This window comes from Kitasatospora arboriphila (assembly GCF_039528095.1).
Lineage (GTDB): Bacteria > Actinomycetota > Actinomycetes > Streptomycetales > Streptomycetaceae > Kitasatospora > Kitasatospora arboriphila.
The window spans coordinates 13,887-28,662 of sequence record NZ_BAAALD010000060.1 but is presented as its reverse complement, the minus strand read 5'-3'; the positions used below and the strand labels follow the sequence as shown (position 1 = coordinate 28,662).

The 14,776-nt window shown below is 71.0% G+C and carries 14 protein-coding genes and 3 pseudogenes; 8 read left to right on the top strand and 9 right to left on the bottom strand.

The genetic code is table 11. The features are described from left to right. Positions 1-14: 14 nt before the first annotated feature. Positions 15-701 carry a hypothetical protein gene (locus tag ABD353_RS26380; protein WP_344626168.1) on the bottom strand — a complete coding sequence of 229 codons (687 nt, stop codon included), beginning with the start codon at positions 699-701 and terminating at the stop codon, positions 15-17. 517 nt (positions 702-1,218) lie between these two features. Between ABD353_RS26380 and ABD353_RS26375 the strand changes: the two are divergent. The 3 genes and pseudogenes from ABD353_RS26375 to ABD353_RS26365 all read left to right on the top strand — a co-directional run. Then, positions 1,219-1,332, top strand: a pseudogene (locus ABD353_RS26375) (transposase family protein); the annotation flags it as partial. A 652-nt stretch (positions 1,333-1,984) separates the two neighbouring features. Beyond that, positions 1,985-2,419 carry a MarR family winged helix-turn-helix transcriptional regulator gene (locus tag ABD353_RS26370; protein ID WP_344626167.1) on the top strand — a complete coding sequence of 145 codons (435 nt, stop codon included), beginning with the start codon at positions 1,985-1,987 and terminating at the stop codon, positions 2,417-2,419. Continuing rightward, positions 2,416-2,847 (top strand): hypothetical protein, encoded by a 432-nt coding sequence (locus ABD353_RS26365; protein WP_344626166.1) that lies wholly within the window; start codon positions 2,416-2,418, stop codon positions 2,845-2,847. Before ABD353_RS26370 ends, ABD353_RS26365 begins: the two co-directional genes overlap by 4 nt. Positions 2,848-3,535: 688 nt before the next feature. Here ABD353_RS26365 and ABD353_RS26360 read toward each other — a convergent pair. Both ABD353_RS26360 and ABD353_RS26355 read right to left on the bottom strand, forming a co-directional pair. Continuing rightward, the gene (locus ABD353_RS26360) at positions 3,536-4,366 is read right to left on the bottom strand and encodes an SCO6745 family protein (protein ID WP_344626165.1); all 831 of its coding nucleotides are present in this window, start codon (positions 4,364-4,366) and stop codon (positions 3,536-3,538) included. A gap of 419 nt (positions 4,367-4,785) precedes the next feature. Beyond that, positions 4,786-4,914, bottom strand: a complete 129-nt coding sequence (locus tag ABD353_RS26355; RefSeq protein WP_344626164.1) for a hypothetical protein — start codon at positions 4,912-4,914, stop codon at positions 4,786-4,788. 91 nt (positions 4,915-5,005) lie between these two features. Between ABD353_RS26355 and ABD353_RS26350 the strand changes: the two genes are divergently transcribed. Next, positions 5,006-5,698, top strand: a complete 693-nt coding sequence (locus ABD353_RS26350; RefSeq protein ID WP_344626163.1) for a GntR family transcriptional regulator — start codon at positions 5,006-5,008, stop codon at positions 5,696-5,698. Positions 5,699-5,984: 286 nt separating this feature from the next. Here ABD353_RS26350 and ABD353_RS26345 read toward each other — a convergent pair whose 3' ends face one another. Further along, positions 5,985-6,128, bottom strand: a complete 144-nt coding sequence (locus ABD353_RS26345) for a hypothetical protein (protein ID WP_344626162.1) — start codon at positions 6,126-6,128, stop codon at positions 5,985-5,987. A gap of 269 nt (positions 6,129-6,397) precedes the next feature. Between ABD353_RS26345 and ABD353_RS26340 the strand changes: the two genes are divergently transcribed. Continuing rightward, a complete protein-coding gene (locus ABD353_RS26340; protein WP_344626161.1) occupies positions 6,398-7,603 on the top strand; it encodes an alpha/beta hydrolase in 1,206 nt (401 codons plus the stop codon). Between the two features lie 123 nt (positions 7,604-7,726). On the opposite strand, the pseudogene ABD353_RS26335 reads toward ABD353_RS26340, so the two are convergent. Both ABD353_RS26335 and ABD353_RS26330 read right to left on the bottom strand, forming a co-directional pair. Then, a pseudogene (locus ABD353_RS26335) lies at positions 7,727-8,034 on the bottom strand (helix-turn-helix domain-containing protein); the annotation flags it as partial. Between the two features lie 364 nt (positions 8,035-8,398). Then, complete coding sequence (locus ABD353_RS26330) at positions 8,399-9,193, bottom strand: alpha/beta fold hydrolase (RefSeq protein WP_344626160.1); 795 nt, start codon at positions 9,191-9,193, stop codon at positions 8,399-8,401. A 550-nt stretch (positions 9,194-9,743) separates the two neighbouring features. On the opposite strand from ABD353_RS26330, the pseudogene ABD353_RS26325 reads away from it, so the two are divergent. Then, a pseudogene (locus ABD353_RS26325) lies at positions 9,744-10,046 on the top strand (ATP-binding protein); the annotation flags it as partial. A gap of 22 nt (positions 10,047-10,068) precedes the next feature. Here the strand turns inward: ABD353_RS26325 and ABD353_RS26320 are convergent. After that, positions 10,069-10,584 carry a hypothetical protein gene (locus ABD353_RS26320; RefSeq protein WP_344626159.1) on the bottom strand — a complete coding sequence of 172 codons (516 nt, stop codon included), beginning with the start codon at positions 10,582-10,584 and terminating at the stop codon, positions 10,069-10,071. A gap of 233 nt (positions 10,585-10,817) precedes the next feature. Here ABD353_RS26320 and ABD353_RS26315 point away from each other — a divergent pair, with 233 nt between their 5' ends. Continuing rightward, positions 10,818-11,771, top strand: a complete 954-nt coding sequence (locus ABD353_RS26315) for a hypothetical protein (RefSeq protein WP_344626158.1) — start codon at positions 10,818-10,820, stop codon at positions 11,769-11,771. A gap of 355 nt (positions 11,772-12,126) precedes the next feature. On the opposite strand, the gene ABD353_RS26310 is transcribed toward ABD353_RS26315, so the two are convergent. Beyond that, the gene (locus ABD353_RS26310) at positions 12,127-12,723 is read right to left on the bottom strand and encodes an NADPH-dependent F420 reductase (RefSeq protein ID WP_344626157.1); all 597 of its coding nucleotides are present in this window, start codon (positions 12,721-12,723) and stop codon (positions 12,127-12,129) included. Positions 12,724-12,768: 45 nt separating this feature from the next. Beyond that, positions 12,769-13,587, bottom strand: a complete 819-nt coding sequence (locus ABD353_RS26305) for a 3'(2'),5'-bisphosphate nucleotidase CysQ (RefSeq protein ID WP_344626156.1) — start codon at positions 13,585-13,587, stop codon at positions 12,769-12,771. 139 nt (positions 13,588-13,726) lie between these two features. Here ABD353_RS26305 and ABD353_RS26300 point away from each other — a divergent pair, with 139 nt between their 5' ends. Beyond that, positions 13,727-14,632 (top strand): LysR family transcriptional regulator, encoded by a 906-nt coding sequence (locus ABD353_RS26300; RefSeq protein WP_344626155.1) that lies wholly within the window; start codon positions 13,727-13,729, stop codon positions 14,630-14,632. Positions 14,633-14,776 lie beyond the last annotated feature (144 nt).

Below are 14,776 nucleotides of genomic sequence, written 5' to 3'. Positions count from 1 at the left end.
GGGGGTGCGGGGCCCTACATCAGGTCGCTGATCACTGGGTGATCCGTGGAGAGGGGGCAGACGAAGACGCGCATGGCTTCGTGGTTCCCGACGACGACGTCGGTCGGCTCGTTGTGCCGGAGCCGTTCACTCGAACTGCCATCGAGAAAGTCGGCAGGCGCCCAGCTCTCCGTGCCGCCGTCCCATTCTTCACTGTCGATCGCGGCCACGAAGCGCATCCCGCTGCCGCACGTGCCGCACCGTACCGGTCCGTCGTAGCCCTGGTAGTTCCAGGGTTCATGGCCGCCGAGTTTCCAGCCCGGGGCGGTCGAGAGGTCCCAGGAGTAGCGGGGTTCGTACTCCTCGGGGTCGTCAGGGTCGCTGAAGGTCTTCATCTCCCATTCCTCGACGCGGGCCTCGAACTCCTTGCCCAGAGCACCCGGGTGCGGGTACTCGATCACCGGCTCCGGCCGCAGCAGGCATGGGGTGGGCAGATAGCCGGGCGCACCGATGGCCAGCGGTTCCGGCGGGGTCAGGAAGCGGTCTCCCAGGTCAGCGCTGCGGCGGTAGCGGACCTGGACCCACGGGCCGGCGATTCCGTTGTAGGGCGCTGTCCGATCGTCGTACGTGTGCTGGAACGGACACCAGAGGATCTGGAGGAGGTCAATGTCGTCCGGATAGCCGTCGTACCAGGGCACATCATGCGCGTAGACCTGCAACACGGGGAGCAAGGGCCACGGCCCGTCCGCGGAGGACTCGTCCGAGGTGGTCCGACCGTAGTGGGCGGAGCTTGCCGGCCGTTCACTTCGGACGTCGGCGGGACTACGTGGCTGCTCGTACGTCAGATGACGGCCCCCCGGGCAGGTCGGCCAGACCTCATCCTCCGGCCAGGCCAGCGGTCCTCCCACAGAACTGTCCCGCGGGCCCGGATTCGCCGGCGCAGGATGCAGTCGGACTGCTGTCCTCGCATGGACGGCGAGCTCGGGAAAGACCAACGTGACATCGAACGGTCGCGGAGGAGACACCGGGGCTTTCACCGCCGCCCCCGACGGCTTCCGACGTAGTCACCGCGGCCGGTTGGAAGACCACCAGACAGCCATGGCGTCTGGACCAGACAAGCAGACATTTCCTTGATCACACACGGCATCGTACGGAGGAGCGTCCTCCCGCAACAGGAGGTCTGCGGCATCAAGACCATAGTGGTGGCGCCAGCGTTCCACAGGTCTTGACAATTACTCCCGGCTGCGGACCCTCACAGACGTCTTCGCGTACGCCCAGGCCGAAGGTGTGGTCTTGCGGCTGAACGCCACCGGGATCCAGGTCCGCCGCCCGGCCGGCCACCGGGGCGGCCGGTGCGACCGGAGCCCCGGGCGGCCCGACGGAGGCACGTTCCCGGGCCCTGGAATGCCGCAACCCCGGCCCGATCGACGCGGAAATGACAGAGCATCAGCCGTGTGCGGCATCCGACCGGCCGCCATCCGCAGCAAGCCGCCCCCGGGCCCGAGGCCTCACCAGCAGCCGCCCGAGCCGCAGCCGGAACGGTCCCGGCAGCGGCACGCAGCCGCACGTCTCCCGTCGGAAGCCGGCCCACGGCACTGGTCCGGAACAGGGGGCCGGACCCGACCATGCATGGCCCGGAAGGCGTGCGCCGATGCGGCCCGAGGCCCGACGGGAGGCGTGCGGAGCGCAGGCCTGCCGCCGCTCGACGAACCACTCCCGGCAACCGTCACGGACCCGGCGACGCCGGGCGACGCCCGGACACTCCCCGGCTCACCGACCGGGCCACGTCAGCCGACGCGGCGCCCGGATCGAGCTCCCCACCCCCACCCCGCCTGGCCGCCGCAGCACTGGGCCGGCGGGGCATCTGCGCCCCGCGCCGCCGCCCGGAAGGAGCCCCCCCCCGTGCAGGTGGCAGCCACACGATGGTTCAGAGTGGCGCGCCGCACGGCCCCGCGAGCCGTCACGGGCTTGCCCCGGATACTCCGATTCCGTACTATCCGAAACCGTGAAGTCTGAATCCGTTCCATCCGGGCGTTCGGCCCTGCTCGCCCTGCAGCGCGCGACCCACGCCACCCTGCAACTGATCGCCGCCGAACTCGTCGACCTGGACCTGACCGCCTCCGAGACCAACGCCCTGGCGAACCTCGCCGACGGCCGGGGCAGAACCGTGTCCCAACTGGGCGCCGCCGCCGGCACCCGCCCCACGACGCTGACCGGCGTGCTCGACCGGTTGGAGCGGCGCGGTTACATCACCCGCGGCACACGGGCCGGCGACCGCCGCTCGGTTCTCATCGAGCTCACCGAGTCCGGGCAGGCGGCGGCCGCCCTGATCCGGCAGACGCTGGCCGATCTCGAAAACCGCGCCCTGGGCGGCCTGCCGGCCGAGTCGATCGCCGGTTTCCACGCCGTGCTGGACGCGTTGATCGAGGAGGGCTCGTGACCGCGACCGGCCCCGGCACAGGCGCGGAATCCTCCCCGTTCACCCAGCTGATGGACGAGGTGATGGCCACCGCCGACCGGTTCGGGCACCGCCAGCACGTCCATCTGACCTGGCTGGCCGTCCGGCGACACGGAACCGCCGCAGCGGTGGACCTGATCGGCGACGGCATCCGGCGCACCGCCCGCTACGCGGGCGTCCCCCAGAAGTACAACGCCACCGTCAGCCGGGCCTGGGTCGAACTGGTGGGCCACCACGCCGACCGGTCGGACACCGCGGACTTCGACGCCTTCACCGACGAGCACCCCGCACTGCTCGACAAGAAGCTGCTGACCCGCTTCTACCGGCCCTCGACACTGGCGAGCACCCCCGCCAGGACCGGCTGGGTCGAACCCGACCTCGCCCCCTTCCCCCGGCTCACCGACAGCTGAACGCGGGTCCACGGTTGGTCCGCCGCGTGCGGTGCGGCCGACCCAGTGCTTTCCGTCCGGGGCTTCACCGTCGATGTAGGTCCACCCGGGCGCCGGAGCCGATCGCCGAGGGCTACCGAACGAACGGAAGCAGCGGCCACCGACATCACCCGGCGTGGGCCCGGGCAACGGCTTTCGAGGTGCACCCGTGGGCTGGCGCCGACGTCCGCGAAGCCGCCGCCGAAGCCGATGGCCGGCTCCCCGCGGGCCGCCCTGCACGGCCTCGCGCCGTTCGGGCTCCGGCAGGACGGCCCGCCAGGGCCGGCCTGCGACGTCCCACCCCGGCAAAGGAGCCTCCGACAGCTGCGGCGCCACCCTCCGCCCGGCCACGCCCTTACGGGGTGGAGCCGGAGCCGAGGGCGTCGTCGACACAGGCCGCCGGTGGGGACCGCACCCCCTCGGGCGTCATCTTCTGATCGTCGATCAGGCGTGCCACGAGGTCCGGTCGAGCAGCACTGCACGTCGAACGCCGCCGCTGCCGGTGCGGCACGGTCACCGCTGCGGCACGGTCACCGCTGCGGACGTGCCGGAGGATGCGGAGGAACTCGACCGGCATCCGGCCCCGGCCTCCTCGGTCCTCGTGATCGAGGGCTCGCCGGCTCCTGGCGTTCGACCGCCATGGCACTCACTTCCCTCGGACGGATGGCGATCAGCTCAGCTGTGCGTAGGTCCCGGCCGCGGTGAACGCCTCGTCGACGGGCGTGAGGAGTTCGACCAGGCGGCGGGCGCCGGTCGCGCCGATCGGCGCCCAGAGCCCGGCGCAGTGTTCGTCGGTCTCGACCTCGATCCGCTCGCGCGCCGCGGTGCCCGCCTCGGTCGCCGTCCCGTCGGTCTCCAGCCAGCCGCGGGTGACGAGACGTTCGGTGGCGGCGGCCCATTCCTCGTCGTCCCATTGCCGGGTGGCGCGCACGATCGGCGTCGGGAGCCGGCCGGTCGCGGTGTGGATGACGTTGCAGTCGCACGGTCCGAGGCGGTTGTCGGCGAGGACGACGAGGTGCGCGTCGCCGCGCCACTCGCGCAGCACGGTGACCTGCTGCCACAGTGCGGTCAGCGGGTCGGGCGGCAGGGGAACGGATGCGTTGGCCGCGGCCAGCGGTTTGCCGGCGTAGTCGGCCGCGGCGACGACGGGGGCGATCAGCGATCGCGCCTCGGCTATCTGGTCGTCCGTCAGGCCCACCCCGACGCGCCGTAGCGCGTGCTCGGCGGCCGTGTAGCGGGCGGCCTGCCACCGCTCGGGCGGCGCGGCGTCCCATACGCCCGTCATCGATCGCACCGCCCGGGGGCTGAAGTTGTAGAAGGTCGCGAGCGTGACCTGCCACGCGACCGCGCCCATCGGTGCCGAGCGGAACGCGAAGTAGGCCGGTGCGCGGTCGGTCACGCCGAGCTCGGCGGCCTGCCGGGCGGATTCCGGGACGAGGTAGATGAACCGGTGGGCCGCGTTGACGGCGAGGCTGATCTCGCGAACGGCGGTGATGTTCATGTGTGACTCCCAGTTCGGGGGTTCGGCGGTGGAGGTCGGCCCCGCCCGGCCGGGGGTGCGGCCGGACATCGTGGAGCCCGGGTGAGCCGGCGCGGATTCGGCCGGGATGCCGATGCGTTCGAGGCCCGGAGCCCCCACCAGGACGAAGTGGCGGCGCGGCACGGAGGGAAGCGGGCCGCGCGGACGTCGTTCGGCCGCTGAACGGCCGCCGCGGGAAGGCCCGAACCGACATCGCCACCGGCGCCTTCCGAAAGCCCGGCGACTGTGGCGGGATGTCAACCACGGCCCGTGGCCAGAGGCCTGGGCCGGTCGGGGCATCCGGGTCGTGGTCGGTCACGGCGAAGCGACTGGCGCCCTCGGGCTCCACTCCGGGTCAGCTGCCGGCATGCGCCCTTACCGGCCAGGAGATGGGCGGAGTTCTAGCCGGAGCGCAGGGTCGCTCCCGCAGGCGCGGTCGCGCCGGCGGCGGCGGCGGTGACGGTGACGGTGACGGTGACGGTGAAGTTCACCGCCCCTGGCAGGCGGGCGAACGGGTCGTTGACGCTCATCGAGTGTTCCCCTCCACTGCGGCAGGCCGCCCTCGGATATCAGATCATAGCAGCGATAATCGATTATTTGGCTTCCGGCTAGACTGTGGCCGTGACGCAGACGACCGACGCCCCCGCCCGGCCGGGCAAGCAGATGCTCTCCGAACGGGTCTACGACCGGCTGCGCAAGGATGTGCTGCACGGGGTCTTCGGTCCCGGGGATCCCCTCAAGCCGCAGGAGCTGGCGAAGCAACAGGGCGTCAGCCTGGCCGTCATGCGGGAAGTCCTGGTTCGACTGGTCGGGGAGGGACTCGCCACCCGGCTGCCCAACCGCGGCTTCGCCGCACCGACCCCCTCCGACAGCCGCTGGCAGCAGCTCACCGAGGCCCGCCTGGCCCTCGAACCGGACATGCTGCGCATGGCGATCGAGCGCGGCGACCTCGAATGGGAGACCCGCGTGCGCGCCGCCCACCACAGACTGGCACGCACCCCGGAATTCGACCCCGGACACACCGCGTACTACAGCGACGCCTGGGCCGAGGCTCACCGCGGCTTCCACCGCACACTGCTCGAAGGCTGCGGGAACGCCATCCTGCTCGAGACCTTCGACCGGTTGTGGACGGCGAGCGAGGTGGCCCGCCGTCTGGCCAGCCACCACACCCCCGACCGCTCGGCACCTGACGAACACGGCGAGCTGGAGCGGGCCGCCCTCGCCCGCGACCCGATCGCTGCCACCGACGCGCTGGTCCGGCACCTGAGCCGCACCACAGCGGCCCTGTCTCCGGCCACGGGCACCTCGATCTGACACGCACGGATTCCCCGTACAGGGCACACGCCGACCTCGGACGCCCGATTCATCCGGACGCCGGGCATCCCGCCGTCCACCCGGGTGTCCGCGCACCGGTCTGAGCGCTCCCGTGCGCACGGAGTTGTGGGATCTGTCGCAATCGGTGTGATCGGGCTCGCGGCAGTGGCAGCCGGTGACGGCCGGCCCGACCGGCACCCACGGCCGCGAACAGGGGCACCTGGACGCCCGCAGGACCAGCGCCCTCGGCCGGTACGGCCACCGGGGCCAAGCTGCCCGGCAGCGCCTACCGGTGCAAGGCCGAGCCGCAGTCCACCATCACCCGGCAGCCGTGGATCGGCGTCTCCTTCCACCAACGGTGGACGGCGATCGTCGGCTTCGAGAGCATCGTCGAGACGGGCGAGACCGTGCCGGTGCCGTCGAGGTCCACCGGCGGCGAGCCGCCGAGGACCGTCCCGGTGATGGCCCCCGGGGCGGTCGGCGTCCCCGCCCTTCCGCACCCCTGACAGGTTTCGAGTCTGCAGCGCAGTCGCCGGCGTGCTCCTCGGGTACGTCCCGCCGATCGGAGGAGCGGCGCCCACCCGATCAGTCACGATCCGTACGCCCCGCCGTCCCGGCTCCCCATGCCCCCGGGGAAGGCGGAGATGCTGACCCTCCGGGAACAAACGCTCCCAGATCGAATAGACATTGGAGGCGACCATGCCGCAACTGACCCTCGTCGACCACAAGGTCAAGCACAAATCGACCATCCCGGCGAATTCCGGTGAAGAGATCGAGCTCTTCGTCCGGGAATACAAGAAGGCCACCGGGTCCGGCGGCACCCCCAAGCCGGTCCTCATGCTCCATGGTAGGAGCGTTCCGGCCCTCCCCGGCTTCGACCTCGTACTCCCGCCGAAAGGCGGCTCCCCGAACCCGGACGCCAGCTACAGCTGGGCGCAGGACCTGGCGGGCAGGGGCTACGACGTGTTCATCATGGACCTCCAGGGTTCCGGGCTCTCCCCCCGTCCGAAGATGGACGACCCGTGCAATGCCAACCCGGCCCAGCGGGGCCTCCTGGAGACCAATCCCGGTACGGGGACATGCTCCCCGACCGCGCCCTACCCGCACCAACTGGGCAACTCCCAAAGCGAATGGGACGAGTTGCGCACCGTCGTCAAGTTCATCAGAGCGCGGTGCAACAACGAGAAGGTCTCCTTCATCGGCTGGTCCGCGGCCGCGTTCGTCATGGGTCCCTACGTGCTGCAGAATCCCGGGGACGTTGCGAAACTGTTCCTTCTCGCGCCCATCTTTCCTCCGAACGGCCGATGGTCGACGCACACGGCCGAACCCTTCGCTCCGCCCCCCGGCACGGGGCTGCCCACGCAGCCCGAGTCCAAGCCGCCCGCGGTCTTCGGCTTCCCGATGAACCTGACCAGCAAGGCGGGCCTGCAAGCCACCATCAGTGACGACGAGCTCGCCGACCACGTGTGGAAGGCCATCATGGACTGCGACAGCGTCGGCCAGAAGTGGGGCGGCACCACCGCTGGAGCACCGGACGGCGTCATGCGGTGGCGCAACTCCTACTGGTGGGGCTGGAACACGAGCACCGTGCCGTACGGCTCCACACTCGGCACGGCTGTGCCGGTGTGCATCGTCTACGGAGACCAGGACAGGACGGCCAATACGTCGGAGGACTTGGGGCCGGTGCTGCACTTCTCCGTTCCGGATCTCTACAAGGCCATTCCGGGCGCCAACAAGTTGATGATCCGTGTTGAGGGCTGGGACCACAATCCGGTCTGGGAACGTCGGCCCAACCGGATGCTGCAGCAGATGTCCTGGAAGTGGCTCGATGACAAGAAGGTGTACGGCGTCGAGAGCGGAAGCTGGGTGATGGACGCGGACGGCGTGGTGACGGAAGTGGAGTGAGGTCCCCAGGGTCGCGAGTAGCACGGGGACGAGCCGGGCCGGCCGACACCGGCCCCGGCGTGGGAACGGCGTCTCCGCGTAGCGCGTGAAAAGGTCCGACACCCGCTCCCGCCCGGCCTCGACCAGCCGCTCCACGTCCGGCTGCGGCCGGGGAGCGGGCTCCGGGGCAAGCAGCGGACCGAGCCAACGGACCACCCGGTAGACCGTGGTGGTGGAGATCCCGAACAGCGGCGCGAGCTGCCGCATGGTCAGGTCGGTCCGGTAGTGGTCGGCCACCAGCAGCACCCGCTCCTCCAGCGGCGGGCACCGGGGCCGGCCCGTCCCCCACCCCGGTGCCACACCGCCCGGACCAGCCGGTCGAACCGTTCCACCCGCAACCCCGTGAACAACTCCACCCGCAGCGGTTCGACCCGCAGCACCCGCCCGTACAGAGAAGTGCCCAGGCCAAAGCCTTCTACGACAAGCTTCAGGTTCGAAGTCGGCGGGTCGCCGAATCGTCACCCGCCGGGCAGGGCGCGACTGACCTGGGCCGCTCGCGCATGTCGCGATCCGGAGCCCCGTTGCGCTGCTCACGTGCCGGAGGCGGGTCGGCCGCGCTCGGGGTCCAGGGCCTGGACGGCCCGGGCGGTCTGGGCGGTCTGGGCGGTCTGGGCGGTCCGGGCGACCGTTGTCGGGCAGGTCGCACAGGGTACCCCGGGGCCGCCGGCGCTCCCGCAGGACAGGTCCGCCGACGCCCCGGACCGATGTGCTCGGGCGGGACGGCCTCGCGCTTTCCGCGCTCCACGGAGATGGTGCTCAGCGCGGCGGTCCTGCGGCCGCCAGTGCATCCACCACGATCTCCGCGATCCGTCGCGGCTCCTCCATGGGGAGGAAGTAGCTGGTGCCGGGGATCGTGACCACGCTCGCGCAGGTCTCCAACGTGCGCCGCTCGTCGGCGGTGAGCCCGCCGTCGCCCTTCTCCGCGTGCACGACCCAGACCGGCACGCCGGCCGCACACAGCCGCGCGGCCGGCCGGGCGTGCGCACCGAGGCAGTCGAGGTAGTCGCGGAAGATCCGGCGCACCACGCGCGGATCGTTGCTGCGCAGGTCGCTCAGCACCTCGGCCCGGCGTTCGGGCGACACGCGCATACCTTTCGAGGCCGGGCCCATGAGCTTCAGCAGGGCGGCGGCCGGCAGCGGGCCGAGGACATCGCCCAACCGGCAGACGGCCCGAAAGAACGTGGGTTCGTCCGCGGGTGACAAGCTGATGCCCAGCAACACGGTCGGACCGGTGAACGCACCGGTTGCGGCCATCTCGAGCGCGACCGTGGCGCCCATGCTGAACCCCACCACGACGTCGCAGGCCTGGTCCTCGGCCAGCCGCGCAGCGTGGCGGGCCGCCGTACCGATCGCGAAGTCCCGCGGTGGTTCCGTCCCGCAGTGTCCCGGCAGGGTCCCGGCAACCAAACGGGTCCCGGCGAGCGCAGGCTCGGCCATCAGCTCGGTGTACGACCGGGCGCGGTTCAGCCCGCCGGGAAGCAGCAGCACGGTCTGCCTGGCATCGGCCGGCCCCGAGACCAGCAGGTCCCATGCAATGTCCGTCGGATCCATCGGGCGTCCTCTCCGCACACGTCCTACGCGCTGGGCCGACACCCCCGGGATCGAGGCGCGCTGCGGGACCGGCCCGTCTCCCTCATCGTCGCGTCGCCGCTCGCGCCGGGCCACCCGATCAGGCCGGCTCCACACGGGCTGCGCGCCGCTGCTCCTGTCCCGCCGCCGCGCCGTCCTCAACGGCCGCCGTCCGTCGACGCTGTCGGTCGGTCTTGTCCTTGACGCCGAGCTCTGCGCCTGGACACCACGGTCGGGCGGTGGGCCCCCTCGACTTCCACGCCCTGGCCCTGACCGCCGGTACCGGACCGTGGTCGGCGCCCACCTCGTCGCTGTCGCCTTCGACGGCCTCGCAGTCCCCAGACGCACCGTCAGGTCAGGCCGCTGAGGATGGACAGGACCTGCTCCCGCCGGCCCTGGCCGACGCCCGACCCCAGATCCAGCAGACCGTGGAAACCCGCTCCCCCGCCGGAGCGCAGCAGTGGTACCGCGCACTCGAACCGCTCGGTAAGGACCTGCGGCCCATGCCTCCCGACTGCTCGGCCTGGCGGTCCTCACCGCGACCATCGCCCGCTACACCAAGGTCGACCTGCTCTGCCTGGACGAGTTCGGATACCTGAACCTGGACAAGAAGGGCGCGAAGCTGCTGTTCCAGATCTTCACCGAGCGGGAGGAGCGCAAGGCCACCGCGGTCGCCTCGAACGCCCCGTTCGGCGAGTGGGACAAGACGTTCACCGACCCCAGGCTCTGCGCGGCGATCGCCGACCGGCTGACCTTCCGCTTCACCCTGATCGAGCCCCGCACCGACTCGTTCCGTCTGGCCACCACGGAAGCCGAACACAGCACCCAGCGGTGACGACCCCCGAGGTTCGGGCGCCCTATCCGACGGCGTAGTCCCTCCACCGCCCCGGTTCGACCTCGCACTCGAAGATCTCCCGAAAGGTCGGGAAGAACGCGAGGTCACCGTTACCGACCCAGAAGAACCTGCCAGGGCCGGCCCCGGGCGGGATCATGAAGATCCCCACCGCCCCGTCGTCGTTGACCGACACCGGGGCCAGCGGCACATCCGGCGCGAGCCCGCAGTCCCGGCAGATCCCGCCCTGAATGATGCTGCGGAACGCGCTTCCGGGCTTCGGCGGCATCCCGCCGTTCCAGTCACACCAGCCGAACACCGGCATGAAGTGCCCGAAGTGCGCCATGCCGTCGCTCTGCAACAAGAACTCGGCATAGTACGGCTCGATGGGCTGGTCCATCCACTGTTCGAGTTCAGCGACCTGGTCAGGCGTCGCCGGCGGGCGAAGTCCCGGCGCGGGAGACATCCACTCCGGATCCGGATCCACAAGGTTCTCGCGGATCCGCAGATCCACGACGTTGAACACCCAGTCGCTCAGCACCAGCCATGCCTCTCACCCGTCGCTGCCCTGGCGCCGACGATTCTCGCGCACGGCCGAGCAGAGGCGATAAGCGCGGCGGCCTGCACCCAAACCCGCACGTCAGCGGCCCGAGCGAAACGATGTCCACGTCCTCATCGAAGTGCTCAGCCGAGTACAGATGAAACGTCTCAGTCCGTGAGGCCCCGATCGCACCCATCGTAAGCAGTGTCTGCCTCATGAGGTTTACTCCTGCCGTGGACAGCACTGCTCATCTCGCCGTGATCGAAGACCTCCTGACCAGGCTGTTGCCGGACGAGGAGTCCGCGCAGGAGAACGGACGGGGAGACCACCGCTACCACCTGGTCCATCTCGCGGCTGGCGATCGTGGACCTGCGGAGTTGAACGCGATCGTGGTCGCCCTGAGTCCGCGACTTGGGCCGCCCAAAACCGTGGCCCTCGACGGCTTCATGGACCCATCGCTCCGACGCCTGCCGGGTCCGCCGCTGGCCGACGTTCTCGCCGGCCAGGTCATCGAGATGTACGGGTGGACCATCGGGCAGAGATGGCTCGGAATCGGCCTGCTCAAAGGCTTGGGAGGTGGTGTTCCCGCTCTGGCCGTCGTTGTGAGTGCTCTGGACGTTCGGGACATGGCAGCTCCAGTGAAGCCCGCCGAGTCGGTGCGGGCCGAGGACCTGGTCGCCCTGACCGGTTGGCGAGGGGGTCGGAGCCAAGTCAACTGGGAGTCCGTGGAGCGGAAGCTCAGTCTTCGCCTTCCCCAGGACTACAAGCTACTGGTCGAGGCATTCGGCGCGGGCATCTTCGACGACAACCTCGGTCTCTGTGCCCCGGGACCAGGTGGCCTGGATCTGGACCTGATCGTTGCAGATCGCGCTCAGTTCTCCGATCCCGCCCCGTCCGAAGGACGCACGGCCCGGCTCCTCCAGTGGGCGACCGCTGACGAGCACTCGTTCTGCTGGCTCGTGGAGGATCCGGACCCGGAAGCGTGGCCGGTCTACGCTCGCAGCGACAAGTGGGACCCCTGGAAGCGATTCGACTACTCCTCGACGGAGTTCATCCATCGGATGCTGACCGACCCCAAGCACCCCTACTCCCTCGCGGAGCACTTCGAAACCCACTGGTTCACCTCTGCCGAACAGGTCGAACAGGCCAAGGAAGCGTTCATGGACGAGTACCACCCGCATCCGTGAAACGGGCCGTCGGCCTGCGGCTCCTCGGCGATCAAGCCGTGCCGGTGTCGATGGCGGCGAGGCGGTCGTTGCCCACCTGGCTCTCAATCATCCTGTCGAAAACAGAGCCCGGCACCGACCGACTCGGCGAGCTGTTCCAGCAGGTACCGTGGCTCCCCTCGGTCGACGACAGCAACGGACTGCGGCGCCGCATCCACGGCATGCTCGCGCCGGACGTCCCCGGAACAGCCCTTGATGGTCCTCCACCGGGAGAGCGCAGGACCGTCGCACGGGAGCCTGCAGCGGTGAGCCGGCCTTCGCGGGTGCTTCGGCCCGGGCGCGCGGGTGCCGGCGAGGCCGGGTCAGCGGTCAGCGGTCAGCGGGTGATCGAGATCGCGAAGGGGACGAATCCGCTGGAGCGGATCACGTGGGGCACGAACAGGATCGCGGCCTCCGTTGCGCGGGCGGTCCGGATTCCGCCGAGGTCGGTGATCCATTCGTCGTGCCAGCCGAGGTCGGCGAGGAGTTCGCGGACGGTCTGCTTGGCCCCGGGGTCGTCGCCGGAGAGGAACGCGGTGGGCGTCCGGGTGAGCGTGGCCGGGGCGGTCATCACCGGGAAGAGCATGGTGTTGAGGGTCTTGACGACGTGTGTGTCGGGGAGTGCTTCCTGGAGTTGCTCGGCGAGGCTCGAGCCGGGGTAGAGCAGGTCGGCGGGCAGGCCGTCCGGTCCGTCGGTGGTGGCGTTGGAGACGTCGACGAGGAGGGTGCCGCGCAGTTCGTCGCGCAGGGCGGCGAGCCGTTCCAGGGAGCCGGCGCCCGGGGTGGCGTTGATGACGATCCGGGCGCGTCGTGCGGCGTCGGCGGCGGCGCCCGGTGTGCGGTCCGCAACGGTCACCTCGTGGCCTGCGCGGGTGAGGGCGGCGGCCAGGTTGCCGCCGACGCGGCCGTTTCCGAGTACGGCGATCGTGGTCATGAGGGTGTGCTCCCTTGTCGTGCGTGCGGGTGGGGTGGTGTTCGGTCAGCGTGAGAGGGTGGCGACGGCCTGGGCGTGGACGCCCGGCGCGGCGGCCAGGAAGCCGGCGCTCTGCGGGGTCCAGGGGCGGCCCTCGGCGTCGGAGATCCGTCCGCCGGCCTCGGTGACGAGGAGCGCGCCGGGCAGCAGGTCCGCGCGGGCGCCGGCGAACTGCCAGAAGGCGTCGAGCCGGCCGGCGGCCACGTTCAGCAGGTGCAGGGTCGCGGGCACGGCGACGCGGACGACGAGTGCGTCGAAGAGCATCGCGGTGATCGAGGAGCCGACGCGCCGGACGACGTCCTCGTCCTCGTCGGGCCGGGCCTGGCTGGTGGCCACGACACCCAGGCCGAGGTCCGCGGTCCGGGAGACGTGCAGGGGCCGACCGTCGAGGTGGGCGCCCGCGCCGGTGAGCGCGGTGTAGGTCTGGCCGGTCAGCGGCAGGTGGACCGCGGTGAGCACCGGCTGGTTGTCGCGCACGAGGGTGGCGGTCACCGCCCATTCGGGCAGGGCGTGCAGGTGGTTGACGTTGCCCTCGGCCGGATCCACGACCCACCACTCGCCGGACGGCAGCGCCCCGCCGTCCAGCTCGTCCTCCACCCAGCCGGCGTCCGGGCGCAGGCTCGTGAGGCGGGGGCGCAGGATGCCGAGGGCCGTGTCGTCGTTGGCGGCGAGCGCGCTCATCAGCTCCTCGCGGGTCCCGTAGGGGACCACCTCGCCGAACCGCTCGCGCAGTGCCGCACCGGCCTCACGCACGGCGGCCGCGGTCCGGTCGAGCAGGTCGGCGTCGGAGACGGTGGCGTCAGCGGCCTGAAGCATTTCGGACATGGTGGAACTCCCGTCTGGGCAAGGGGTGTTGAAGAGGATTTCGGCCAGGCGGTGCGTTCCGTCCTGCGCCGTGGTGACGACGCTATCGACCCCCTCCATTAACATCAAATGCATGTCAAGCACGGCTGGGATTACTCCCATGCAACTGGATCTGAATCTGCTCACCGCGCTCGACGCACTGCTGGAGGAGGGCAGCGTGGCCGGGGCGGCTGCACGCCTGCACGTCACCGCCCCCGCGATGAGCCGGAGTCTGGGCCGGATCCGGCGCACGACCGGGGACCAGATCCTGGTGCGCACCGGCCGCACCATGACCCCGACGCCCTATGCGGTCGCCGTTCGGGAACAGGTGCACGAGCTGCTGGACCAGGTCCGGGGCGTGCTGGCGCCGAGCCGTGAACTCGATCCGGCAACGCTGGAACGCACCTTCACCCTCCGCTGGCACGATTCCCTGGTCGCCCTCGGCGGCCCCGCGCTGCTCGCGGCCGTACGTGAACGGGCGCCGGGCGTGCGGCTGCGCTTCGTCGCGGAATCGAGCACCGACACGCCCGAACTGCGACGCGGCGAGGTCGATCTGGAGGCGAACGCCAACCGCCCGAGCGCAGCCGACATCCGCGCCGAGCACGTGGGCGAGACCCGTCTCGTCGCCGTCGTGAGGCAGGGGCACCCCCTCACCCGCACCCGAACCGTCACCGCACAGCAGTACGCCGCCGCCGAACACGTCACCGTCTCGCGACGCGGAAACCTCGGCAACGCCCTCGACGACGCCCTTGCCCGGCTCGGCCTCACCCGCCGCGTGGTGGCGGCCGTCCCCACGGAAGCAGCCGCGCTGGAGTTCGCGCGCGGCACCGACCTCCTGGTCACCGTCCCCGAAATCACCACCCGCACCGCGGCCGCCGACCTCGGCCTGGCGGTACTCCCCCTGCCGCTCGAACTCCCCTCGGCACCGGTGTACCTGTCGTGGCACCAGCGCTACGACACCGACCACGCCCACACCTGGCTGCGCGCACTGGCGCGAACCGCACTGGCCACCTGCGGAGCGTCGTAGCCGACGCCCCGCAACCGCTCCACCGGAGACGGGTCAGCGCTCCGGGGTCACCTCGCAGCACGGCCGGGTCGTCCCACGACCGCGCGGCTCGCCACCCGCCGGGACGGCGCTGCGGCCTCTGCGGCCTCTGCGGCCTCTGCGGCC

Excerpts from the sequence above, each read along its gene's own strand:
- ABD353_RS26360 (WP_344626165.1), bottom strand. The coding sequence starts at position 4,366 with ATGAACATCACCGCCGTTCGCGAGATCAGCCTCGCCGTCAACGCGGCC.
- ABD353_RS26355 (WP_344626164.1), bottom strand. The coding sequence starts at position 4,914 with ATGAGCGTCAACGACCCGTTCGCCCGCCTGCCAGGGGCGGTGAACTTC.
- ABD353_RS26340 (WP_344626161.1), top strand. The coding sequence starts at position 6,398 with ATGCCGCAACTGACCCTCGTCGACCACAAGGTCAAGCACAAATCGACC.
- ABD353_RS26330 (WP_344626160.1), bottom strand. The coding sequence starts at position 9,193 with ATGGATCCGACGGACATTGCATGGGACCTGCTGGTCTCGGGGCCGGCC.
- ABD353_RS26310 (WP_344626157.1), bottom strand. The coding sequence starts at position 12,723 with ATGACCACGATCGCCGTACTCGGAAACGGCCGCGTCGGCGGCAACCTG.
- ABD353_RS26305 (WP_344626156.1), bottom strand. The coding sequence starts at position 13,587 with ATGTCCGAAATGCTTCAGGCCGCTGACGCCACCGTCTCCGACGCCGAC.
- ABD353_RS26300 (WP_344626155.1), top strand. The coding sequence starts at position 13,727 with ATGCAACTGGATCTGAATCTGCTCACCGCGCTCGACGCACTGCTGGAG.